At 69.6% G+C, this 22,903-nt stretch carries 20 protein-coding genes; 19 read left to right on the top strand and 1 reads right to left on the bottom strand.

What is annotated here, in order from left to right; all coding sequences use genetic code 11:
* Positions 1-80 precede the first annotated feature (80 nt).
* The 6 genes from AB0259_RS14630 (at position 81) to pheT (ending at position 7,034) form a co-directional block, all read left to right on the top strand.
* Positions 81-800: an amino acid ABC transporter ATP-binding protein gene (locus tag AB0259_RS14630; RefSeq protein ID WP_251582741.1), complete on the top strand. Its 720-nt coding sequence runs from the start codon at positions 81-83 to the stop codon at positions 798-800.
* A gap of 61 nt (positions 801-861) precedes the next feature.
* Positions 862-1,782: a glutamate ABC transporter substrate-binding protein gene (locus AB0259_RS14625; RefSeq protein WP_251582677.1), complete on the top strand. Its 921-nt coding sequence runs from the start codon at positions 862-864 to the stop codon at positions 1,780-1,782.
* A gap of 67 nt (positions 1,783-1,849) precedes the next feature.
* Entirely contained in the window at positions 1,850-2,497 is a 648-nt protein-coding gene (locus tag AB0259_RS14620) for an amino acid ABC transporter permease (RefSeq protein ID WP_366223190.1), read from the top strand.
* Positions 2,494-3,432 carry an amino acid ABC transporter permease gene (locus AB0259_RS14615; protein WP_366223189.1) on the top strand — a complete coding sequence of 313 codons (939 nt, stop codon included), beginning with the start codon at positions 2,494-2,496 and terminating at the stop codon, positions 3,430-3,432. Before AB0259_RS14620 ends, AB0259_RS14615 begins: the two co-directional genes overlap by 4 nt.
* 51 nt (positions 3,433-3,483) lie before the next feature.
* Positions 3,484-4,524 (top strand): phenylalanine--tRNA ligase subunit alpha, encoded by a 1,041-nt coding sequence (pheS, locus tag AB0259_RS14610; protein ID WP_366223188.1) that lies wholly within the window; start codon positions 3,484-3,486, stop codon positions 4,522-4,524.
* Positions 4,524-7,034 (top strand): phenylalanine--tRNA ligase subunit beta, encoded by a 2,511-nt coding sequence (gene pheT / locus AB0259_RS14605; RefSeq protein ID WP_366223187.1) that lies wholly within the window; start codon positions 4,524-4,526, stop codon positions 7,032-7,034. The genes pheS and pheT overlap by 1 nt, the downstream gene beginning before the upstream one ends.
* Positions 7,035-7,061: 27 nt before the next feature.
* Here pheT and AB0259_RS14600 read toward each other — a convergent pair whose 3' ends face one another.
* Positions 7,062-8,186: an AAA family ATPase gene (locus AB0259_RS14600; RefSeq protein ID WP_251582692.1), complete on the bottom strand. Its 1,125-nt coding sequence runs from the start codon at positions 8,184-8,186 to the stop codon at positions 7,062-7,064.
* Positions 8,187-8,243: 57 nt separating this feature from the next.
* Here AB0259_RS14600 and AB0259_RS14595 point away from each other — a divergent pair, with 57 nt between their 5' ends.
* The 13 genes from AB0259_RS14595 (at position 8,244) to tyrS (ending at position 22,461) form a co-directional block, all read left to right on the top strand.
* Complete coding sequence (locus AB0259_RS14595) at positions 8,244-9,014, top strand: ABC transporter ATP-binding protein (RefSeq protein WP_366223186.1); 771 nt, start codon at positions 8,244-8,246, stop codon at positions 9,012-9,014.
* Positions 8,996-10,576 (top strand): hypothetical protein, encoded by a 1,581-nt coding sequence (locus AB0259_RS14590; RefSeq protein WP_366223185.1) that lies wholly within the window; start codon positions 8,996-8,998, stop codon positions 10,574-10,576. The genes AB0259_RS14595 and AB0259_RS14590 overlap by 19 nt, the downstream gene beginning before the upstream one ends.
* A gap of 51 nt (positions 10,577-10,627) precedes the next feature.
* Positions 10,628-11,620 carry an NAD-dependent epimerase/dehydratase family protein gene (locus AB0259_RS14585; RefSeq protein WP_366223184.1) on the top strand — a complete coding sequence of 331 codons (993 nt, stop codon included), beginning with the start codon at positions 10,628-10,630 and terminating at the stop codon, positions 11,618-11,620.
* A gap of 208 nt (positions 11,621-11,828) precedes the next feature.
* Complete coding sequence (argC, locus tag AB0259_RS14580; RefSeq protein ID WP_366223183.1) at positions 11,829-12,878, top strand: N-acetyl-gamma-glutamyl-phosphate reductase; 1,050 nt, start codon at positions 11,829-11,831, stop codon at positions 12,876-12,878.
* On the top strand, positions 12,875-14,032 hold the full coding sequence (gene argJ, locus AB0259_RS14575; protein ID WP_366223182.1) for a bifunctional glutamate N-acetyltransferase/amino-acid acetyltransferase ArgJ: 1,158 nt from the start codon (positions 12,875-12,877) through the stop codon (positions 14,030-14,032). Before argC ends, argJ begins: the two co-directional genes overlap by 4 nt.
* A complete protein-coding gene (gene argB / locus AB0259_RS14570) occupies positions 14,029-14,928 on the top strand; it encodes an acetylglutamate kinase (RefSeq protein WP_366223181.1) in 900 nt (299 codons plus the stop codon). The genes argJ and argB overlap by 4 nt, the downstream gene beginning before the upstream one ends.
* Complete coding sequence (locus tag AB0259_RS14565; protein ID WP_366223180.1) at positions 14,925-16,184, top strand: acetylornithine transaminase; 1,260 nt, start codon at positions 14,925-14,927, stop codon at positions 16,182-16,184. Before argB ends, AB0259_RS14565 begins: the two co-directional genes overlap by 4 nt.
* The gene (gene argF / locus AB0259_RS14560; protein ID WP_366223179.1) at positions 16,181-17,104 is read left to right on the top strand and encodes an ornithine carbamoyltransferase; all 924 of its coding nucleotides are present in this window, start codon (positions 16,181-16,183) and stop codon (positions 17,102-17,104) included. Before AB0259_RS14565 ends, argF begins: the two co-directional genes overlap by 4 nt.
* 44 nt (positions 17,105-17,148) lie before the next feature.
* On the top strand, positions 17,149-18,210 hold the full coding sequence (locus AB0259_RS14555; RefSeq protein WP_366223178.1) for a heparan-alpha-glucosaminide N-acetyltransferase domain-containing protein: 1,062 nt from the start codon (positions 17,149-17,151) through the stop codon (positions 18,208-18,210).
* Positions 18,207-19,637 carry an argininosuccinate lyase gene (gene argH / locus AB0259_RS14550; RefSeq protein ID WP_366223177.1) on the top strand — a complete coding sequence of 477 codons (1,431 nt, stop codon included), beginning with the start codon at positions 18,207-18,209 and terminating at the stop codon, positions 19,635-19,637. Before AB0259_RS14555 ends, argH begins: the two co-directional genes overlap by 4 nt.
* 85 nt (positions 19,638-19,722) lie before the next feature.
* A complete protein-coding gene (locus AB0259_RS14545) occupies positions 19,723-20,364 on the top strand; it encodes a SatD family protein (RefSeq protein ID WP_251582713.1) in 642 nt (213 codons plus the stop codon).
* Positions 20,361-21,056 carry a hypothetical protein gene (locus AB0259_RS14540; protein WP_366223176.1) on the top strand — a complete coding sequence of 232 codons (696 nt, stop codon included), beginning with the start codon at positions 20,361-20,363 and terminating at the stop codon, positions 21,054-21,056. Before AB0259_RS14545 ends, AB0259_RS14540 begins: the two co-directional genes overlap by 4 nt.
* Positions 21,057-21,147: 91 nt before the next feature.
* Complete coding sequence (gene tyrS, locus AB0259_RS14535) at positions 21,148-22,461, top strand: tyrosine--tRNA ligase (protein ID WP_366223175.1); 1,314 nt, start codon at positions 21,148-21,150, stop codon at positions 22,459-22,461.
* Positions 22,462-22,903 lie beyond the last annotated feature (442 nt).

The following is a 22,903-nucleotide window of genomic DNA, read 5'->3' as shown; positions in this document are numbered from 1 at the left end:
GTTCCATGACCACTCCTGCTGCCAATCCCGCGCCGCGCACGTCGAACATCGACGTTCGTCGAGGCGAGCCGCTCGTCGTCATGTCGGACGTGCAGAAGCACTACGGCGACTTCCAGGCACTGACCGACATCAATCTGTCGGTCAACCGCGGCGAGGTCGTCGTGGTCGTGGGACCGTCCGGCTCGGGCAAGTCGACCTTGTGCCGCACGATCAACCGGCTCGAGACCATCACGAGCGGCCGCATCACGATCGACGGCGACGACCTTCCCGCCGAGGGCAAGGCGCTCGCGGCCCTCCGCGCGGACGTCGGGATGGTCTTCCAGTCCTTCAACCTCTTCTCCCACCTGACGATCCTCGACAACGTCACGCTCGGGCCGATCAAGGTCAAGGGAATGAAGAAGGCGGATGCCGAGAAGCTCGCCCGCGAGCTGCTCGACCGCGTGGGCGTGGGTCACCAGGCCGAAAAGCTTCCCGCACAGCTGTCCGGCGGCCAGCAGCAGCGTGTCGCGATCGCGCGTGCTCTCGCGATGAAGCCGAAGGTCATGCTCTTCGATGAGCCGACGTCGGCCCTCGACCCGGAGATGATCAACGAGGTGCTCGACGTCATGGTCGGCCTCGCGCAGGAGGGGATGACGATGATCGTCGTCACCCACGAGATGGGCTTCGCCCGGAAGGCCGCCGACCGTGTGGTCTTCATGGCCGATGGGCAGATCGTCGAGGAGGCCGCGCCGCAGGAGTTCTTCACGAACCCCCAGAGCGACCGTGCGAAGGACTTCCTCTCGAAGCTCATCACCCACTGAGACGTCCGCGCCCTTGCACCGGCGCGACGAACGACGCACGACACGAAACCAGGAGGATCACATGCGCAAGACTCGTATCGCCGGCACCTTCGCCGGCATCGCCATCGCGGCACTCGCACTCGCCGGCTGCAACAGCGGCAGCCCGACCAGCCCGGGCGCCGAGGGCGGCACCGGCGGCGAGGGCTCCGAGGGAGGCAGCGAACAGCTGTGGGAGGTCGCCAGCGACGTGTCGCTCGAGGGCAGCCCGACCTTCGACGCCATGACGTCACGAGACGGCGTGATCGTCGGCGTCAAGGAGGACCAGCCGGGTCTCGGCTTCCTGGACGCCACCACGAACGAGCGTTCCGGCTTCGACGTCGACATCGCACGCTGGATCGCGGCATCCCTCGGCTTCGACGAGGACAAGATCGAGTACAAGGCGATCGCGTCCGCGAACCGCGAGCAGTCGATCGTGAACGGCGATGTCGACTACTACGTCGGCACCTACTCGATCACCGACTCCCGCAAGGAGCAGATCGATTTCGCCGGTCCGTACTTCACCACGGGCCAGGGCCTCCTTGTCGCCGCGGACAGTGACATCGCGAGCGAGGATGACCTCAGCGCCGACACGACGGTGTGCTCTGCGACCGGTTCGACGCCGATCCAGAACATTAAGGACAACTACCCCGACGTGCCGACCGAGGAGTTCGACCTCTACTCGGCATGTGTCGACGCGCTGATCAACGGCACCGTCGACGCCGTCACGACCGACCAGGCGATCCTCATCGGTTACGCCGCGCTGTACCCGAACGACGTCAAGGTCGTCGGGGAGCCCTTCAGCGAGGAGAACTACGGCGTCGGTCTGCGCAAGGGTGACGACGCCCTCCGCGCGCACATCAACGACCTCTTCACCGAGGGTGGCGACACCTGGCAGGCGATCTTCGACAAGAACCTGGGCGAGTCCGGGATCACCGTCGACCAGCCTGCCGTCGACGCATACTGAATCGCGCTGACACCATGATCCGGGGCGGGGGCGCGAGCCCCCGCCCCGCACCAGCCAAGGAGACGAAGTGGGCGTCATCACCGACAACCTCGATCTATGGAGCGAGGCGCTGCGCAACACGCTGCTGCTCTTCTTCGCGGGCGGCGCGATCGCGCTCGTCCTCGGGACGCTCATCGGGGCGATGCGTGTCTCGCCGATCCCCGTCGCCCGCGCGTTCGGGACGCTGTACGTCAACATCATCCGCAACACTCCACTGACGCTCGTCTTCTTCTTCTTCGCATTCGGCTACCCGGCTCTGCGGCTGCCGAATCCGGGCTTCACGGTCCTGGCCATCTGGGCCCTAGGCGTCTACACGGCGACCTATGTCGCGGAGGTCATCCGCGCCGGCATCAATACCGTCCCGGTCGGTCAGGCCGAGGCCGCACGCGCCATCGGTCTCACCTTCACCCAGGTGATGACCCTCGTCGTGATGCCTCAGGCTTTCCGGTCCGTCGTGCCGCCGATGATGAGTGTCTTCATCGCTCTGCTGAAGAACACCACCGTGGCCGCGGGCTTCAGCGTCGCGGAGCTGGGCGTCATCCGCGCCAACCTCAGCGAGCGAGGCGAGAACGCCCTCACAGTCCTCCTCTGGGTCGCGGTCGTCTTCGTGGTCCTCGTCCTTCTGCTCAGCTGGCTGCAGCGCTATCTCGAGAACAAGTGGAGGATCGCGCGATGACTTCCGTCCTGTACGACGTCCCCGGCCCCCGGGCGATCCTTCGCAACCGGATCCTCGGCGTCGCGACCGTCGTCGCGGTGCTGGGCGTGCTCGGCTTCATCGGCTACCGGTTCGCGGTGACGGGTCAGTTCGCGCCGGACCGCTGGTACGTCTTCTCCTTCAGCGCCGTGTGGATGAACATTCTGCGCGCGCTGGGCAACACGCTCGCGGCGTTCGGTCTTGCCGCCGTCGGCGCCATCATCCTGGGACTCGTCCTGGCGGTGGGGCGTCTCTCCGACCATGCCGTCATCCGTGTCCCCGTCGCTGCGATCACCGAGCTGTTCCGAGCGATTCCGGTCCTGATCTTCATGTCGCTGATGTACTACGGTCTGCCGACCGTCGGCATCCGCATGGAGCCTTACTGGGCGGTGGTCATCGCCCTCGTGATGTACAACGGCTCGGTTCTCGCCGAGGTGATCCGAGCCGGCGTCGAGTCGCTGCCGCGCGGCCAGAAGGAGGCCGGGTACGCGATCGGGCTGCGCAAGAGCGGCGTCATGCGCCTGATCCTGATGCCGCAGGCGATCCGCGCGATGCTGCCCGTCATCATCGCCCAACTCGTCGTCACGCTGAAGGACACGGCGCTCGGCTTCATCATCACCTACCCGGAGCTGCTCTACTTCGCCAAGCAGCTGACCTCCCAGCCGGGGCGCCCGATCCTGCAGGCCGGCATCGTCATCGGGGCGATCTACATCGCGATGTGTCTCCTCCTCTCGTGGGTCGCGACTCTCGTCGAGAAGCGACTGCGCCGCTCGCCGGGCTCCCGTGGTGGCATGGGCGGTGCAGAAGCTGTAGACCCGCTTCACCACCCGGTGGCGCCCACGACCGACACGGAGCTGATCGCCGCTCAGAAGGGCGCCGGCAAGTTCGATCCCGGCAACGCGCCCACGAGCATCTGACGTCGTCCTACCGGCGGGCCGCGCTCCGGCCCGCCGGTAGACTCGTCTCTCGTGTCCGACGCACCCCAGATCACCCCCGAGGCGGTGGATGCCGCCGTCTCCGAGGCGCTGGCCGCTTTCGCCGCCGCTCCCGACACCGCTGCGCTGAAGGCCGCTCGCTCGGCCCACACCGCGGAAGGGTCGCCGCTCGCGCGCTTGAACGCCGAACTGCGGAACGTCCCGAACGATCAGAAGGCCGCCTCCGGCAAGCTCGTCGGTCAGGCGCGCGGTCGCGTCAACCAGGCACTCGCCGCCCGTGAGGCCGAGCTCGCCGCCGCCGAGACGGCCGCGAAGCTCGAGGCCGAGCGCGTCGACATCACCGCGATCGTCCCCGCCGCGCGCGTCGGGGCACGGCATCCGATCTCGCTCCTGCAGGAGGAGATCGCGGACCTGTTCGTCGGCATGGGCTGGGAGATCGCGGAAGGACCCGAGCTCGAGCACGAGTGGTTCAACTTCGACGCCCTGAACTTCGCGCCCGACCATCCCGCACGTCAGATGCAGGACACCTTCTTCGTCGATCCGGTCGCGCGTCACCTCGTCATGCGCACGCACACGAGCCCCGTGCAGGTGCGCTCGATGCTCGAGCGCGAGCTGCCCATCTACGTCCTCTGCCCGGGCAGGGTCTACCGCACCGACGAGTTCGACGCGACGCACCTGCCGGCGTTCACGCAGTTCGAGGGCCTCGTCATCGACAAGGGCATCACGATGGCGAACCTCAAGGGCACCCTCGACCACGCGGCCAAGGTGCTCTTCGGCGCCGAGGCGAAGACCCGGTTCCGCACCAACTACTTCCCGTTCACCGAGCCGTCCGCCGAGCTCGACCTGTGGCACCCGACCTTCCCGGGCGGCGCGCGCTGGATCGAGTGGGGCGGATGCGGGATGGTGAACCCCAACGTCCTCCGCGCCGCGGGCATCGACCCCGAGGTCCACTCGGGCTTCGCCTTCGGCATGGGCATCGAGCGGACCCTGATGTTCCGCAGCGATGTGCAGGACATGCGAGACATGGCCGAGGGCGATGTCCGCTTCAGCGAGCAGTTCGGAATGGTGGTCTGATGCGCGTCCCGCTCTCCTGGTTGCGCGAATACGTCGACGTCGCGCCCGGCACGACTCCCGAGGACGTGCTCGCGTCGCTCGTGTCGGTCGGGTTCGAGGAGGAGGACGTGCACGCGTTCGACCTCAGCGGTCCGATCGTCGTCGGTCGCGTCGTCTCGTTCGAGCCCGAGCCGCAGTCCAACGGCAAGACCATCCGGTGGTGCCAGGTCGACGTCGGTGAGGAGCACGGCGGCATCCGCGGCATCGTCTGCGGCGCCGGCAACTTCTTCGAGGGCGACAAGGTCGTCGTGACGCTGCCGGGCGCCGTCCTGCCCGGTCCCTTCCCGATCGCGGCGCGCAAGACGTACGGCCACGTCTCCGACGGCATGATCGCCTCCGCGAAGGAGCTCGGCCTCGGTGACGAGCACTCCGGCATCCTCCGTCTGACCGAGCTCGGCCTCGACCCCGAGGTCGGCACCGACGCCATCTCCCTGCTCGGGCTCGACGACGTCGCCGTCGACATCAACGTCACCCCCGACCGCGGGTACGCGCTGTCGATCCGAGGCGTGGCGCGTGAGTACGCGCACGCCACCGGGGCGGCCTTCCGCGACCCGGGTCTGCGCGACTTCGAGGAGCTCGAGCAGCCGACCGGCGGATTCCCCGTCACGATCGACGACGCGGCGCCCATCCACGGCAAGCCCGGAGCGAGCGAGTTCGTCGTCCGCATCGTGCGCGACGTGGACCCGTCGCGACCGACGCCGCCGTGGATGACCGCGCGCCTCACGCTCGCCGGCATCCGCTCTCTCGGCATCCTGATCGACATCACCAACTACGTGATGCTCGAGCTCGGCAACCCGATCCACGGGTACGACCTCGACACGCTGACGGGAGGCATCACCGTCCGTCGCGCGACCGCGGGTGAGAAGCTCACGACTCTGGACGGCAAGGAGCGCACCCTCGACGCCGAGGATCTGCTGATCACCGACGAGTCCGGCCCGATCGGCCTCGCCGGGGTCATGGGCGGCGGCAAGACTGAGATGGGGGATGCCACGCGCAACGTCCTCATCGAGGCGGCGATCTTCGACACGGTGTCCATCGCGCGGACGGCCCGGCGTCACAAGCTGCCCAGCGAGGCATCGCGCCGCTTCGAGCGCGGAGTCGACCCGTTGATCCCGTTCGTCGCCGCGCGCCGCGTCGCCGACCTCATGGTCGAGCTCGCCGGCGGCACCCTCGACACGCAGACCGGTGGTGCCCTGTTCGCCGAGGTGTTCATCCCGTCGATCGACCTGCCGAAGTCCTTCACGGCCGGGCTCATCGGCGTCGACTACTCGGACGACGAGATCGTCGGCGCCCTCGAGACGATCGGCTGCGAGGTCTCGGATGCGGAAGACGCGTGGGAGGTCATCCCGCCGTCCTGGCGTCCCGATCTCACCGACCGCTGGACACTGGCGGAGGAGGTCGCCCGGATCCACGGGCTCGACCGCATCCCGTCGATCCTCCCGACCCCGCCGTCCGGCCGCGGCCTCACGCCGCACCAGCGCGGACGCCGTCGCGTCGCGAACGCGCTGGCCGCAGCCGGCCTCGTCGAGGTCGTCGCCTTTCCCTTCACGACCGAGGAGCAGAACGACCTCCACGGCTCCGCGTGGGGGGAGCACCTGACCTCGATCCGGCTCGCCAACCCGCTCGACGGACAGGCGCCCCACCTGCGTCGGTCGCTCATCCCCGGCCTCCTTCAGATCGCACATCGGAACGTCTCGCGCGGTTTCACCGACGTCGCCCTGTTCGAGTCCGGCAGCGTCTTCACCCCGGATGAGGGTGTGACCTACGGCACCGACTCCGTGCCGCCGCTCGCGCAGCGACCGGATGAGGAGACCCTCGCCGCGCTGCACGCCTCTATCCCGCCGCAGCCGCGCCACGTCGCGGTCCTGCTGCACGGCCACGCTGCGGTGAAGCGCCCCGGTGCTGCCGCGGTGGCGTTCGACCTCGCCGATGCGTTGGGCGCTGTGCGCACGATCGCTGCTGCTGCGGGTGTCGAGATCGAGGTGCGGCAGGGCGAGCGAGCAGCACTCCACCCCGGTCGCACCGGCACGCTCCACGTTCATGACGTGGAGGTCGGTTACGTCGGCGAGCTCCTACCGGCGGTGGCGGCCGCCGCCGACCTGCACGGACGCGTGTTCGTCGCCGAGCTCGACCTCGACGGCATCTTGTCGCTCGTCAGCGAACCCACCGCTGCCGCGTCTCTCGCGACCTTCCCCGCGGCGACGCAGGACGTGTCGCTCGTCGTGCCGGCTGACGTCCCCGCGGGCGCCGTCCGTGCGGCGCTCGTCAACGGCGCCGGGTCGCTCCTCGAGGACCTGCGCCTCGTCGACGACTATCGCGGACCGGGTGTCGCAGACGGCGCGAAGAGCCTGACCTTCGCACTGCGGTTCCGCGCCGACGACCGGACGCTGACGGCTTCCGAAGCGACCGAGGCGAAGCTCGCCGGGGTCGCCGTCGCGACCGAGCGCTTCGGGGCGACGATCCGCGACTGACCGTCGCCCACCGTGCCCTGAGGGGCCTCAGCGCTTTCCCCAGTTCCAGGGGGGAGCGTCGAGCCGTCCCTGCCCCGAGACGGCTGTGCCGTTGCCGCGGCGTTCGAGCGAGATCCGGTGCGCTTCGGGGAGCGCGTCGATGAGACCCGCCGCGTGCGAGACCAGCAGCACCTGGGAGTTCTCGGATGCGGCGCGGACGAGGCCCGCCAGCGGCTCGAGCAGGCTGACATGCAGGCTCGACTCGGGTTCGTTGAGGACCGTGAGCGGCGCGGGCCGGGCCGGCAGGAGCGCCGCGCACAGCAACAGGTAGCGGAGGGTCCCGTCGGAGAGCTCAGCGGCCTCGAGCGGCCGGAGTAGTCCGGGTTGCGTCACGGTGAGCCGCAGGATGCCGTCGGATGCCGCGACTCTGACACGGCTGCCCGGGAAGGCGTCGTCGACCGCGCGGTCGAGCAGGTGCTCGAGCCCGGCGTCGACCACCGTGGCCCAGACGGCGGCGAGGTTCGAGCCGTCGTGCGACAGAACGGGGGACCGCGTCCCGACCTGCGGGCGGCGAGCGGGGGCGTCCGCGTCGACCCGGAAGTGATCGTAGAAGCGCCAGCCGTTCATGATGCGCCGGAGCCCCAGCAGTTCGGGAGCGGTGTCGCCGTCGGCGAGGTCGGTGATGATGCTCTCGAAGGGAGCGAGTTTCTGGTCGAGCGGCACCCATCCGCCGTCACGGACTCGCGTCTGACCGCGGAGGCGATCGATCAGGAGCGTCGCGGGCTTCGCAAGCGGCCCGGCGAAGACCTGCTCGCGCTTGATCTCGGGATCCCGCGCGAACACGCTGTCGCGGGATGCCTGGGGGATGCCGAGATCGACGAGGTAGCCCAGCTCGTCCGCCGCGAAGCCGAGCTGCACGGCGATCGGGTTCCGACGCACCGTGCCCTGGTCGCCGCCCTCCTCCGGTCCCGCCCACAGGAGCGAGGGGAGCCCGCCTTCGCGGGCGACCGCGCCGACGAGGTCGCCCGTCGCCGCCGACGCCAGCAGCCGGAGCGCGCGATAGAGGTTCGACTTCCCCGACCCGTTCGGCCCGGTCACGACGGTGAGGTTCTCCAGGGGGATGAGGACGTCGCGGAGCGAGCGGTACCCGGATACGGCGAGCGTGCGCAGCATCCCTCCACTGTGCCAGGCGCCCCCGACACCCGTTGCCCGGGCGGTTAGGCTCTGCCCGTGACCGACTCCCGGACCGTCCCCGCCCTGCAGCTGACCGGACTCGTGAAGCAGTTCGGCTCCGTCACCGCCGTCGCCGGCATCGATCTTGTCGTCCCTGCCGGTTCGTTCTACGGGCTCGTCGGCCCGAACGGCGCCGGCAAGACGACGACCCTGTCGATGGCGACCGGGCTGCTGAAGCCGGATAGCGGGAGCGCCCACGTGCACGGTGTCGATGTGTGGGGTGACCCGGTGACGGCGAAACGGATGATCGGAAACCTCTCGGACGGCATCCGCCTCTTCGATCGGCTCACGGGCGAGCAGCTCATCACGTACACGGGAATGATGTTCGGCCTGCCGCGCCCGGAGATCACTCAGCGGGTGTCGGATCTGCTCGACCTCATGGACCTCCGCCCCGCGGCAGGAACCATCGTCGCGGACTACTCGGCCGGGATGACCAAGAAGGTCGCCCTCGCCTGCGCGCTCGTCCATGCGCCGCGCCTGCTCGTCCTCGACGAACCGTTCGAGTCCGTCGACCCGGTGTCGGCGGCCAACATCGAGGACGTGCTGCGCGGCTACACCGCCTCGGGCGGCTCGGTCATCGTGTCGAGTCACTCGATGGACCTCGTGCAGCGCATGTGCGATCACGTCGCCGTCATCGCGGCAGGCCGGGTACTGGCCGCGGGGACGATCGAGGAGGTTCGCGCGGGCGACAGCCTCCAGAACCGTTTCGTGTCCCTCGTCGGCGGGCGGCACCAGTCGGAGGGACCGCAGTGGTTGCGGCAGTCCTGAAGCTGAGGTATCGCGCCCTGTTCAACACGCTCGCCCGTCGACCCTGGCAACTCGTGGGGTTCATCTTCGGGGCGCTGTGGGCGATCGGTGCGCTCCTGTCGGTGATCGGCGGCATGGTCGCGCTCGCGGTGTACCAACCCCTCGACACGGCCGCGGCGGTGAGCATCCTCGGCGGCACGGTACTCCTGCTGGGATGGGTCCTCGGCCCGATCCTCATCACCGGCATGGACACCTCGATCGACGCCCGTCGCCTCGCCGTCTTCCCCTTCACCCGCACTCAGACGATGCTCGCGCTCGCCGGAACCGGCTTGACCGGTCTTCCGGGCATCGCAACCGCGATCGCAGCGCTGAGCACCGTGATCCTGTGGGTGAGGTGGCCGATCGCCGTGCTCGTGGCGATCCCTTGCGCCGCGCTGGCCGTGGTCACCTGTGTGCTGGCGTCACGGCTGGTCGCGGAACTCTCCGGGGGGCTCGGCGGCAGCCGCCGCGGCCGCGAACTCATCGGCACGGTCGTCCTGATCCTGATCGTCATGGCGGGGCCGATCCTCACCGGCACGCTGTCGCTCCTCGACAGTGGCGGTGACCTGGTGTCGCGGCTCGTCGCCGCGGCCGGCATCCTGCCGTGGACCCCGATCGGTGCCGCGTGGGGTGTCGCTCCCGCGCTCGCCGCCGGCGACGTCCTGCCCGCGCTCGCACGCCTGGGGATCGCCGCCGCGACCGTCCTCGTGCTGTGGGGGGTGTGGTCACGGGTCATCGACGCAGGGACGGATGCCGCACCGCGCCGTACGCGCCGGGTGGCGGCTGCGGGCCGTCTCGGCCTGTTCGGCGTCATGCCGACCGGCGGCGTCGGTGCGACCTGGGCGCGGTCGCTGAACGCGTGGCTGCGGGACCCCCGCTACCTGCGGCAGATCCTCATCGTTCCGCTGCTCCCGACGGTGTTCCTGGTCACCGGCGGACCCGACGGGTTCTTCTTCGGCTTATCGCCGATGTTCGCTGCACTGATGCTGTCCATCGTCGGCTACACCGACGTCTCCTACGACGGCACCGCGTACGCGACGGCGCTGGCGACGGGCGTCCGAGGGTTCGCCGACCGGGCCGGCAGGACACTGGGAGCGGCGTGTGTCGGCGTGCCGCTGATCGTCCTTCTCGCGGTGGTGACCGCTGCCGTATCCGGCACGACATCGCGGCTCCCGGTGACCCTCGGTGCGTCGCTCGGCATCATCCTCGTCGGGTACGGCGTCTCGGCGGTGTCGTCCGCCCTCATCATCAGTCCCGTCGCCGCGCCGGGCGACAGTCCGTTCAAGAGCGTCCCGGGACAGACCTTCGTCAACGGGCTGCTGGCTTTCGTCGTCTGGGGCGTGGTGATCGCGCTGTCGGCCCCGGCGATCGTCACCGCGATCATCGCCTCGTCCTCATCGGATCGGGTGTGGGCCTGGGTCGCGCTGACCGTCGGCGTCCTGACGGGGATCGTCGTCGCCCTGCTCGGCATCGTGATCGGTGGGCGCCTCATCGAACGGACCGGTCCCGATCTGCTCGCGAAGATCCGGGCGCTGCCGAACTGATCTCGTGTCTCGGGGTGTTGCCCCGCCGCGGCCGCTGGTTCGATGGGATGCATGACGCGCATCCTGATCCTGAGCGGAACCGGCTGGCTGGGGTCCCGCGTCGCGCAGCGATGGATGGACCGCGGAGCCGAGGTGACGAGCGTGGCGAGGGGGCGCCGTGCAGCGCCTGACGGAGTCGAGCTCGTGGTCGCCGACCGTGCCGCGCCCGATGCCTACCGCGATGTCGCGGGGCGCGACTGGGACGAGGTGGTCGACGTCTCCTCGAACCCTGTCCACGTGCGGGACGCTGCGGACGCGCTCGCCGGTCGCGCCGCCCACGCGACCTACGTGTCGAGTGTCTCGGTGTATGCGGACGCCGACGAGGAGGACGCGGACGAGACCGCCGAGGTCGTGCCTGCCTGGAACGAGGGGGACGAGGACGACTACGCCCGCGCGAAGGTCGCCGCCGAGCAGGCAGCGGTCGGGCTGGCGGCGCGAGTCGCGGTCGTGCGACCGGGGCTCATCGTCGGCCCCGGCGACCCGACGGACCGCTTCGGATACTGGACGGCCCGGTTCGCGGCCGCGGGAGAGGGGCCCGTCCTCGTGCCGGAGACTCGCGGCCGTGTGCAGGTGATCGACGTCGATGACCTCGCCGACTTCGTCGTCAGCGCCGGTGCCCGCGCGTTCGACGGCGTCGTCAACGCCGTGGGGGAGCCGCATCCGTTCGACGAGTTCGTCGCCCTCGCGCGTCGTCTCGCGGGGCACACCGGCCAGGTCCGCACGGTTCCGGCGGAGTGGTTGGAGCGTCACGGCGTGGGCTACTGGATGGGGCCGCGGTCGCTTCCGCTCTGGCTTCCCGACGACATGCCGGGCTTCGCGACGCGCAGCAACGCGGCGTATCTCGCCGCGGGTGGCCGCGTCCGTCCGATCGAGGATACGACCGCTCGCGTTCTCGACGACGAACGCCGGCGCGGCGTCTCGCGCGCGCGGGGCTCAGGGCTCGAACGCAGTGAGGAGCTCGACCTGCTGCGTGTGTGGGAGGGCGAGACCGCGACCGGCGTGTGACGGTCGATTTGCGAGAGCGGATGCCGCGGCGATACCGTCACGGTGTGTCCTCCGCCGCGATCCTCCCCGCTTCCGCGGGCTCGCGCGCGCGTCGACGTCTGGGCGACCGCCGACGGTAGGCGACCCTCCCGCTGTGCTCCGCGTCTCGGAGTGAGCCGCAGGTGTCGCCGTTCCGGCCCTGTTCCTCCCAGACAATAAGGTTGAATCCATGACCATCTCGGTCGCCGTCTCCGGCGCTTCCGGCTATGCGGGTGGCGAGATCCTCCGCCTCCTCGCCGCCCACCCCGACGTCGAGATCCGCACCGTCACGGCGCATTCGAACGCCGGACAGCCGCTCATCGACCACCAACCGCATCTGCGTTCGCTGGCGCACCTCACGCTCGAGGACACGACGCCGGAGGTCCTCGCCGGGCACGACGTCGTCTTCCTCGCCCTGCCGCACGGGCAATCGGCGCAGTACACCGAGATGCTGGCCGACGTCCCGCTCGTGATCGATGCCGGCGCCGATCACCGGCTGACCGACCGGGCCGCGTGGGATCAGTTCTACGGCGGCGACTTCCCCGAGCCGTGGGCATACGGCGTCCCGGAGCTCCTCGCCGACGGGGTCAAGCAGCGCGACCTGCTGGCAGGGGCGCGCCGGATCGCCGCCCCCGGCTGCAACGCCTCCACCGTGTCACTCAGTCTCGCCCCCGGTGTCGCCGCGGGCGTCATCGACCCGGGTGACATCGTCTCCGTCCTGGCGGTAGGACCGTCCGGCGCGGGCAAGAGCCTCAAGACCAACCTTCTCGCCTCCGAGATCCTCGGCACGGCCAACCCGTACGCCGTCGGCGGCACGCACCGCCACATCCCCGAGATCCGGCAGGCGCTCGCCGCCGCAGCGCCCGCTGCGCGCGACATCCGGATCTCTTTCACACCCGTGCTGGTCCCGATGGCCCGCGGCATCCTCGCCACCTCGACGGCGCCGATCGCGCCGGGCGTCACGGATGCCGAGATACGGGAGGCCTGGGAGTCCGCCTACGCCGGTGAGACCTTCGTCCAGGTGCTTCCCGAGGGACGTTTCCCCCGCACGGCCGACGTGGTCGGCGCCAACACGGCCCTCATGGGACTGGCCATCGACCGCTCCGCGAACCGGGTCGTCGTGGTCACCGCGGTCGACAACCTGGTCAAGGGCACAGCCGGTGCCGCCATCCAATCGATGAACATCGCCCTCGGTCTCGCTGAGTCGACGGGTCTGAGCGTGAACGGAGTAGCCCCGTGAGCGTCACGGCAGCACAAGGGTTCGAGGCGGCGGGCGTGGCCGTCGGTCTCAAATCGACCGGAGCGAAGGATGTGGCCGTGGTCGTGAACCGCGGGCCGAGGAAGGTCGGCGCCGCCGTCTTCACCACCAACCGTGCCAAAGCGAACCCCATCCTCTGGTCGCAGCAGGTCATCGGCGACGGCGTCGTCGAGGCGATCGTGCTCAACTCCGGCGGCGCCAACTGCTTCACCGGTCCCTTCGGCTTTCAGACCACGCATCAGACCGCCGAGAAGACGGCGGAGCTCCTCGCAGTGAGCGCCGGCGACGTCCTCGTGTGCTCGACCGGTCTGATCGGAACCGGTGACGAGGTGTTCCGCGGCAAGGTGCTCGACGGCGTCGAGAAGGGCGTCGCCGCGCTCTCGGCAGACGGGGGAGAGGCCGCTTCGCTCGCGATCATGACGACCGACTCGCGCCCCAAGCGCGCCGTCGTCACCCGGGACGGCTGGACGATCGGCGGGATGGCGAAGGGGGCCGGCATGCTCGCGCCCGGCCTCGCAACGATGCTCGTCGTCATCACGACGGACGCCGACCTGGATGCCGCCGGTGCCGACGCGGCGCTGCGTCAGGCGACCCGGGTCAGCTTCGACCGCCTCGACTCCGACGGCTGCATGTCGACGAACGACCAGGTGACCCTGCTCGTGAGCGGAGCCAGCGGCATCCGTCCCGACGGGGATGCGTTCGCCGCTGCCCTCACCGAGCTGTGTCTCGACCTCGCCGCGCAGCTGCAGGGCGACGCCGAGGGTGCGAGCCACGACATCACGATCGAGGTGATCGGCGCCGCGAGCGAGGACGACGCCGTCACCGTCGGCCGCTCGGTCGCGCGCAACAACCTCTTCAAGGCCGCGATCTTCGGCAACGACCCGAACTGGGGTCGGGTGCTCGCGGCGATCGGGACGACCGAGGCCGCTTTCGACCCCTACGACGTCGATGTGTCCTTCAACGGTGTGCGCGTCTGCACGGCCGGAGGCCCGGACCGTCCGCGCGATGAGGTCGACCTCGCGCCGCGGGCGACGCACATCCTCATCGACCTCCGCGTCGGCGACGCGGCGGCGACGATCCTCACCAACGACCTGACGCACGACTACGTCCACGAGAACAGCGCCTATTCGTCATGACCGACATCCAGCAGACCACTCCTGAGGAGGCCGCCGGGAAGGCGGCCGTCCTCGTCGAATCCCTCCCGTGGCTCAAGCGCTTCCGTGAGCAGATCGTCGTCATCAAGTACGGCGGCAACGCGATGGTCAGCGAGGAGCTGCAGACCGCGTTCGCGGAGGACATCGCCTACCTGCACCACGTCGGCGTGAAGGTCGTCGTCGTCCACGGCGGCGGGCCGCAGATCTCGAAGATGCTCGACCGCCTCGACATCCCGAGCGAGTTCAAGGGCGGCTATCGCGTCACCAGCACCGAGGCCATCGGTGTGGTCCGCATGGTGCTCGCGGGGCAGATCAACCCGCAGCTCGTCTCGCGCATCAACGCGCACGGCTCTTTCGCGACGGGCATGTCCGGCGAGGATGCGGGCCTGTTCCAGGGTCGCCGCCGCGGGGTCGTCGTCGACGGCGCCGAGCACGACCTCGGTCACGTCGGCGACGTCGTCGGTGTGGATCCGCAGCCGATCCACGACCAGCTCACCGCCGGCCGGGTGCCGGTCGTCTCCTCGATCGCGCCGGATGTCGATGAGCCGGGAAGCTCCCTGAATGTGAACGCGGATGCCGCGGCCGCTGCGCTCGCGGTCGCGCTGGGCGCCGTCAAGCTGGTCATCCTCACGGACGTCGCGGGACTGTACGCGGACTGGCCGAACCGCGACTCGCTGGTGTCGAACCTGACGGCGACCGAGCTGCGGACCATGCTGCCGCGCCTGGAGTCCGGGATGATCCCGAAGATGCAGGCGTGCCTGGACGCCGTCGACGGCGGAGTGAACCGCGCGGCGATCATCGACGGACGCCAGCCGCACTCCGTGCTGGTGGAGCTCTTCACGAGGCGCGGAATCGGAACCGAGGTGGTGGCGGGATGATCGTGCAGACGACGACGAGCTGGAAGGACGACGCCGCACGCGACCTCGTCCTCAACTCCGGCGACCGCTACGCACTGCTGGTGCGCGGCGAGGGCGCCTACCTGTGGGACGACGAGGGCACGCGATACCTCGACTTCCTCGGCGGGATCGCCGTGATCTCGCTGGGCCACGCGCACCCGGTGTTCGTGCAGGCGGTCGCAAGCCAAGCCGCGACCCTCGGTCACGTGTCCAACTACTTCGCCACCCCGCCGCAGCTCGGTCTCGCCGCCCGCCTCAAGCGTCTCGCGGGAACGGGCGAGACCGGCCGCGTCTACTTCGGCAACTCCGGCGCCGAGGCCAACGAGGCGGCGTTCAAGCTCGCGAGACTCCACGGGGGAGCCGATCGCCCCCGCATCCTCGCCCTCAAGAACGCGTTCCACGGCCGCACGATGGGCACCCTCGCCCTCACCGGCAAGCCGGCGATGCAGCAGCCGTTCGAACCGATGGTGCCGGGTGTGGAGTTCCTCGACTCGACGATCGAGGCGCTCGAGGCGGCCATGGACGACCGGGTCGCCGCGCTGTTCGTCGAGCCCATCAAGGGCGAGGCCGGCGTCCTCGAACTCCCCGAGGGGTACCTCGCCGCCGCCCGCGAGATCACCCGCCGGCATGGCGCGCTCCTGATCGTCGACGAGATCCAGACCGGCGCCGGACGCACCGGCGCGTGGTTCGCCTTCCAGCACGCGGGCATCACCCCCGACGCGATCACGGTCGCCAAGGGCATCGGCAACGGCATCCCGATCGGTGCGCTCATCACGTTCGGGGCGGCGAGCGATCTCTTCTACCCGGGCACCCACGGTTCGACCTTCGGCGGCAATCCGCTCGCGACCGCCGTCGCGTCGGCCGTCCTCGACGAGATCGAACGAGCCGAGCTGGTCGAGGCCGCCGCGGAGCGCGGGCAGCAGGTCCGCGACGCAGTCATCGCGATCGGTTCGACGCTGGTGGAGGGATGCCGCGGCCGCGGCCTCCTCGTCGGCGTCGCCCTGCGGCATCCCGTCGCCGGTGCGGTCGTCGCCGCGGCGCAGCAGCATGGGCTGATCATCAATGCGGCCAACGACTCGACCATCCGTCTCGCGCCGGCGCTCACGATCGGGGACGTCGAGATCGACGAGTTCCAGACCCTGTTCGCCCGCGCCCTCGCCACAGTCGAGGATGCGCTGATGCTCGACGGCACCCCTGACCCGGACGACACTTCTGACACGACGGAGGCCCCCGCATGACCCGCCACCTGCTGCGCGACGACGACCTGACCCCCGCCGAGCAGGCCGAGATTCTCGACCTCGCGCTCGAGCTCAAGGCCGACCGTTGGAAGGAGAAGCCGCTCGAGGGGCCGCAGACGGTCGCGGTGATCTTCGACAAGTCGTCGACTCGTACGCGTGTCTCCTTCGCGGTCGGCATCGCCGACCTCGGCGGCTCGCCGCTCATCATCTCGACGGCGAACAGCCAGCTCGGCGGCAAGGAGAACCCGTCCGACACGGCGCGCGTGCTCGAGCGCCAGGTCGCCGCGATCGTGTGGCGCACGTACGCGCAGGCGGGCCTCGAGGAGATGGCGGCGGGCACGCGCGTCCCGGTCGTCAACGCCCTGAGCGACGATTTCCACCCCTGCCAGCTGCTGGCCGACCTCCTCACCATCCGCGAGCACAAGGGGCAGCTGAAGGGGCTGACGCTCACGTTCTTCGGCGACGGTCTGTCCAACATGTCGCATTCGTACGCGCTGGCCGGCGTCACCGCCGGCATGCACGTGCGCATCGCCTCGCCCGAGGCCTATGCGCCGCGCGAAGACGTCGTCGCCGACGCGGACCGCATCGCCGCCGAGACGGGCGGCTCCCTCACTCTCTACACCGACCCCAACGAGGCTGCGGCCGGCGCCGACGTCATCGTCACCGACACATGGGTCTCGATGGGCAAGGAGGAGGAGAAGATCGCGCGCCTGCGCGATCTCGGGTCGTACAAGGTCACGCAGGAGACGATGGCGCTCGCCGAGGGCGACGCGATCTTCATTCACTGCCTCCCCGCCGACCGCGGATACGAGGTCGACGCCGACGTCATCGACGGGCCGCGGAGCGTCGTCTGGGATGAGGCGGAGAACCGCCTGCACGCGCAGAAGGCGCTGCTGGTGTGGCTGCTCCGGCAGCAGTGACACGTGCCTGGCGGAGCTGGAACGGCCCCGCCAGGCTCCACGGGGTGGACCTCGCCCGAGCGCTGGCCGTGTTCGGCATGCTCGCTGCGCACCTGCTGACCACGCCGGAACCGCTTCGGCTCACCGATCCGTCGACGTGGGTCGACGTCGTCAACGGCCGGTCCTCCATCCTGTTCGCCGTGCTGGCGGGCGTGTCGATCGCGCTCATCACCGGCGGTCGGATGCCGCACCGCGGTGCAAGGCTGGGTGTCGATCGTCGACGCCTGGCCGTTCGCGCCGTGATGCTGTGGGCGATCGGACTGCTGTTGACGCAGACCGGGGTGCCGATCTACGTGATACTTCCTGCCTACGGCATCCTGTTCCTCCTCGCGCTGCCCCTCCTGGCACTGCCGGTGGCAGCCCTGTGGGCGATCGCGGTCGCCGTCGCCGTCCTGGTCCCGTGGATTCTGCCGTACCTCGAGGCCCTGCCCGTCTGGGAGGGTGAGGCGGGGGAGACGCTCTTCTTCGCCGTCGGCTGGGCGTACCCCTTCCCGCTGTGGATCGCCTTCGTCACCGCGGGGATGGCCGTGGGGCGCACCGATCTGCGACGGGCAGGCACCCAGGTGTCGATCCTCGCGATCGGCGTCGTGCTGGTGGCGCTCGGCACGGTCGTCGGGTCCGTCGCGGACATGGCCGGGTGGGCGCAACCGGACTCGTACCTCGACGCTGTCCTCAGCGCCGAGGCGCACAGCGGCGGAATCGTCGAGGTCGTGTCGTCGACGGGATTCGCGATGGCTGTCCTCGGCGCGTGCCTGCTCGTGTGCCGGACGCCGCTGACCTGGGTTCTGGCACCTCTGCGGGCCGTCGGATCGATGCCGCTGACCGCCTACGTCGGCCAGGTCGTCGCGTGGGCGATCATCACGCTCGCCGTGTTCGGCGACACGACCGACTTGCGGGCGTTCCGAGATCTCCACCCGCTGGGGTGGTTCTGCGTGGGAGCGATCGTGCTGTGCACCCTGTGGGCGGTCGTCGTCGGCCGTGGCCCGCTGGAGGGTGCGCTCGCCACGGTGTCGCGCCGGCTGGTGCCGACGGAGGGCGGGAACCCCGCCGATAGGGTGGAGACGTGAGCGAGAGCAAGAACGAAGCGACGAATCAGGGCGCGTTGTGGGGCGGGCGGTTCGCCACGGGCCCCTCACCGGAACTCGCTGCGCTGAGCCGTTCGACGCACTTCGACTGGGCGCTCGCCCTCTACGACCTGCGCGGATCCCACGCGCACGCCCGTGCGCTCGGGCGCGCCGGCTACCTCACGGCGGACGAAGAGGGCCGCATGCACGCGGGGCTCGACGTCCTCGGTGAGGCGGTGCGCGCCGGAGAGCTCGTGGCGACCGAGTCCGACGAGGACGTGCACGGCGCGCTGGAGGCTGCTCTCATCCGCGAGGTCGGGCCCGAGCTCGGCGGCAAGCTGCGCGCCGGGCGGAGCCGCAACGATCAGATCGCCACGCTCGTGCGCTTGTTCCTCCTGGACCACTCGCGCGTCATCGCCCGAGACCTCGTGCGCCTCATCGACGCCATCGTCGCCCAAGCCGAGGCGCACCCCGAGGCGATCATGCCCGGCCGTACCCACCTGCAGCACGCGCAGCCCGTCCTGCTGGCCCATCATCTGCAGGCGCACGCGTGGCCGCTCGTCCGCGACCTCGAGCGTCTACGCGACTGGTCCGCCCGCGCATCGGTCTCCCCGTACGGCGGGGGAGCGCTCGCCGGAGCCACCTTCGGACTGGACGCTCAGCTCGTCGCAGACGACCTGGGCCTCGCCCGCCCGGCTGAGAACTCGATGGACGGCACCGCCGCCCGCGACGTCGTCGCCGAGTTCGCGTTCATCACGGCGATGATCGGCGTCGATGTCTCGCGGTTCGCCGAGGACATCATCATCTGGAACACGCGGGAGTTCTCCTTCGTGCGTCTCGATGACGGCTTCTCGACCGGGTCGAGCATCATGCCGCAGAAGAAGAATCCCGACATCGCGGAACTCGCGCGGGGCAAGTCGGGTCGCCTCATCGGCAACCTCGCCGGGCTGCTGGCGACACTCAAGGCGCTGCCGTTGGCGTACAACCGCGATCTGCAGGAGGACAAGGAGCCCGTCTTCGATTCGGTGACGACGCTGGAGGTTCTGCTGCCGGCGTTCGCGGGCATGATCGCGACGCTCCGTTTCGACACGGATCGGATGGCGGCCTCGGCGCCGGAGGGTTTCTCGCTCGCCACCGACGTGGCCGACTGGCTCGTCAAGCGCGGGGTTCCCTTCCGCGACGCGCACGAGATCTCCGGGGCATTGGTGCAGGCGTGCGAGCAGCGGGGGATCGAGCTGGCGGATGCCGACGATGCACTCCTCTCGGACGTGTCACCGCATCTCGGTCCCGAGGTGCGCGAGGTGCTCACGATCGACGGCTCGGTCGCCAGCCGGGATGGCGCCGGGGGGACGGCGCCGGTGCGCGTCGCCGAGCAGCGGGCCGCCCTGGTGGCGCGCACCCAGGAGCTCGCGCACGCGCTGGAGGTCTGACTTCGCTGAGTCCGCGGGTTATAACTTTCGAAAAATAAGTCATTCGCTTATTGCACCGATGTCATCACCGCCCTACTCTTCAGGCATGGGTGACAACGCCGCAGTGATCGCTGACATCGTCGGGTCGCGGATTCTGCAGGATCGTGCCGGCGCCCAGCAGGCGATCGTGACGATGGCGGAGAAGGTGCACGCGGATCTCCCCGTCGCGACAGCTCCTCTCGCCGCCACCGTGGGCGACGAGTTCCAAGCCGTCTTCCCCGGCCTCACGGCCGCGGTGGCGTCCCTCCTGCTCGTGCAGTTGGGGCTTCCCGAGGGCGTGCAGCTCAGATTCGGGATCGGCGTGGGGGCGGTGGATCCGATCGACGAGTCGATCACCGACGGTCCGGGATGGTGGGCGGCTCGCGAGGCGATCGACGATGCGCACCGGCTCCAGGACCGCGCCGTGCCGCACGCGCGCACCCGCATCGCCGCCGCAGCGGGGCAGGATGCCGTCATGCACGAACGCATCGCGTACGCCAACGCCTATCTCCTTGCTCGCGACGAACTCGTCGCGTCGATGAGCGAGCGCACCCGCCGCTTGACCTACGGGCGATGCCTCGGGCGCACGCAGCGAGAACTCGCCGACGCCGAAGGCATCAGCCAGCCCGCCGTGTCGCAGGCGCTCGCCTCCGCCGGCTCCGCGGCGCTCGTCGCTGGATTCGCCGACCTCGTCCGGGGACTCGCGTGATCGGTGCAGGAATCGTCCTCCTCGGCGTCGGTGTCGCCGACCTCATCCGCCTCTACGTCCCCTCGCGGGGGCGCGGCGTCGCGTATGCGGCGGCCGCCCTCCTCATCCTCATCGGCGCGGCGGGAGCGGATGCCGTGGTCTGGGCCTTCGTCGCGGTCGCCGTGGCCGCCGTCTGGGTCCTCGCGACTCCCGGTTCCACCGGTGGCCGCGCGGGCTTGTGGCCGCTGATCGCCGTGGCTGCCGCCTCGTTCGTCGCCGTCGCCCTCCACGGAGTGCGCGTCGATCAGGGGCCGCTCGGCGAAGCGTGGCCGGCGGGTTCGCCGCTCGGTGCGGTCAGTTTCGATGTGGCGGTCTTCGTCGTCGGCGCGGTCACGTTCCTCGTCGAATCGGGGAATGTCGTCGTGCGTGCTGCGCTCCGCGGGGGCGAGGTGAATGCCGATTCGCCCACCGCGCTGAAGGGCGGTCGACTCATCGGGCCCCTCGAACGCGTTCTCGTCTTCGCGCTGACGCTGACGGGCGCGTTCACTCTGCTGGCCGCCGTCCTCGCAGCGAAGGGCATCGTCCGATTCCCGGAGATCTCCCGTGACAGTGCTCTCGGTACCCGGGCCGAGTATTTCCTCATCGGCAGTCTCGTCAGCTGGGTCACGGCGCTCGGCGCCGCCTTCCTCCTGTGGTGGGGCACGGCCGTCTGACTCTTCCGCGAAGGCGCGGGATCTCGGTGTCTCTGCACGACGAGGTCGCGCCCCGCTGATCGGCCGCAGGCCCGCTGATAGCCTGGAACGCGTGTCTGAATCCGTTCCGAGCGCCGAAATGAAGGCTCTCGCGCCCGCCAACGACCCGTCCTTCCCGAATGTGTGGGACGAGATCGTCTGGCGTGGCCTCGTGCACGTGTCCACCGACGAGGCGTCTCTGCGCGACCTCCTCTCCGGCGACCCGATCACGTACTACTGCGGCTTCGACCCGACGGCGCCGAGCCTGCACCTCGGCAATCTCGTGCAGCTCCTGCTCCTGCGCAGGCTGCAGCTTGCGGGCCACAAGCCCCTGGGATTGGTCGGTGGATCGACCGGCCTCATCGGCGATCCGCGCCCGACGGCCGAGCGCACGCTGAACACCCGGGAGACCGTGACCGAATGGGTGGAGCGCCTCCGCGGTCAGGTGGGCCGGTTCCTGAGCTTCGAGGGTGACAACGCGGCCCGTCTCGTGAACAACCTCGACTGGACGGCGCCGCTCAGCGCGATCGACTTCCTCCGTGAGATCGGCAAGCACTACCGCGTCGGCACGATGCTCAAGAAGGATGCCGTCGCCGCGCGACTCAACTCCGATGCGGGCATCAGCTACACCGAGTTCAGCTACCAGATCCTGCAGGGGATGGACTTCTTGGAGCTCTACCGCCAGTACGGGTGCGTCCTCCAGACCGGTGGCAGCGACCAGTGGGGCAATCTGACCAGCGGCACCGACCTCATCCATCGCGTCGAGGGTGCATCGGTGCACGCCATCGGCACGCCGCTGATCACCAACAGCGACGGGACGAAGTTCGGCAAGAGCGAAGGCAACGCCGTATGGCTGGACGCTGACATGTGCAGCCCGTACCGGATGTACCAGTTCTGGCTCAACACCGATGACGCCGACGTGGTCGCCCGCCTGAAGGTCTTCACCTTCCTCACGCGGGACGAGATCGAGGAGTACGAGCGGCTCGTCGTCGACGAACCCTTCCGTCGTGCCGCACAGCGACGGCTCGCGATGGAGGTCACGACGACCGTTCACGGATGGGATGCCGCCTCTGCGGTCGCCGCGGCTTCCGACGCGCTGTTCGGTCAGGGTGACCTGACGGCATTGGATGCACCGACGCTGAGGTCTGCTCTCGAGGAGCTCCCGAACATCACCGCTGACAGAGGTGTCCCTGTCGTGCAGGCGCTTCTCGACACCGGTCTGGTCTCGAGTGCGAGCGAAGCGCGCCGGGCGATCGCGCAGGGCGGCGTGTCGGTCGATGGGGTGAAGGTCGTCGATGACGACCACGTCATCTCGGGCTCCCTGCCGGGAGGCGTCTCGGTGCTGCGCCGCGGCAAGAAGACCCTCGCCGGGGTGTTCCTCTCCTGACCACCGCCGTACGAGAGGCCGTCCATCCCCGAGCCGGGGGAGGGCGGCCTCTCTGCGTGAGCCGCGGAATCCCGCGCGACACGCCCGGGATGCGGACGAGATTTGCCGGACCTGCGGGAGCCGCGTAACTTATTACTCGTTCGCCCCACAGGGAAGAGCGAGAGACCGAAAGGCCTCCGGCCCCCTCAAGCGGAGAACACAATCCATCCCAAACCTCTCCTAGAGAGAACAAGGCCTCTTGGTCTAGGATGGGGACTCCACCTCGAAGCCCCGTGGTGATGAGCCCGTCACGATCTTCTGGTCGTCGCGTGCCGTCCTGTTCGGGAGTCGAGTGAAGAGTAAGTGACGTTGCCTCACTACGAAGCCCTTGCGGGGGTGGTGTGGGAGCATCCGATCCTTGAGAACTCAACAGCGTGCACTTGTCAAATGCCAAATAACCTCG

Source organism: Microbacterium sp. NPDC080005 (assembly GCF_040702445.1).
In the GTDB taxonomy this organism is placed as follows: domain Bacteria; phylum Actinomycetota; class Actinomycetes; order Actinomycetales; family Microbacteriaceae; genus Microbacterium; species Microbacterium oleivorans_D.
The sequence above is the reverse complement of the archived record's forward strand: the minus strand, read 5'-3'. Positions and strand labels throughout refer to the sequence as shown.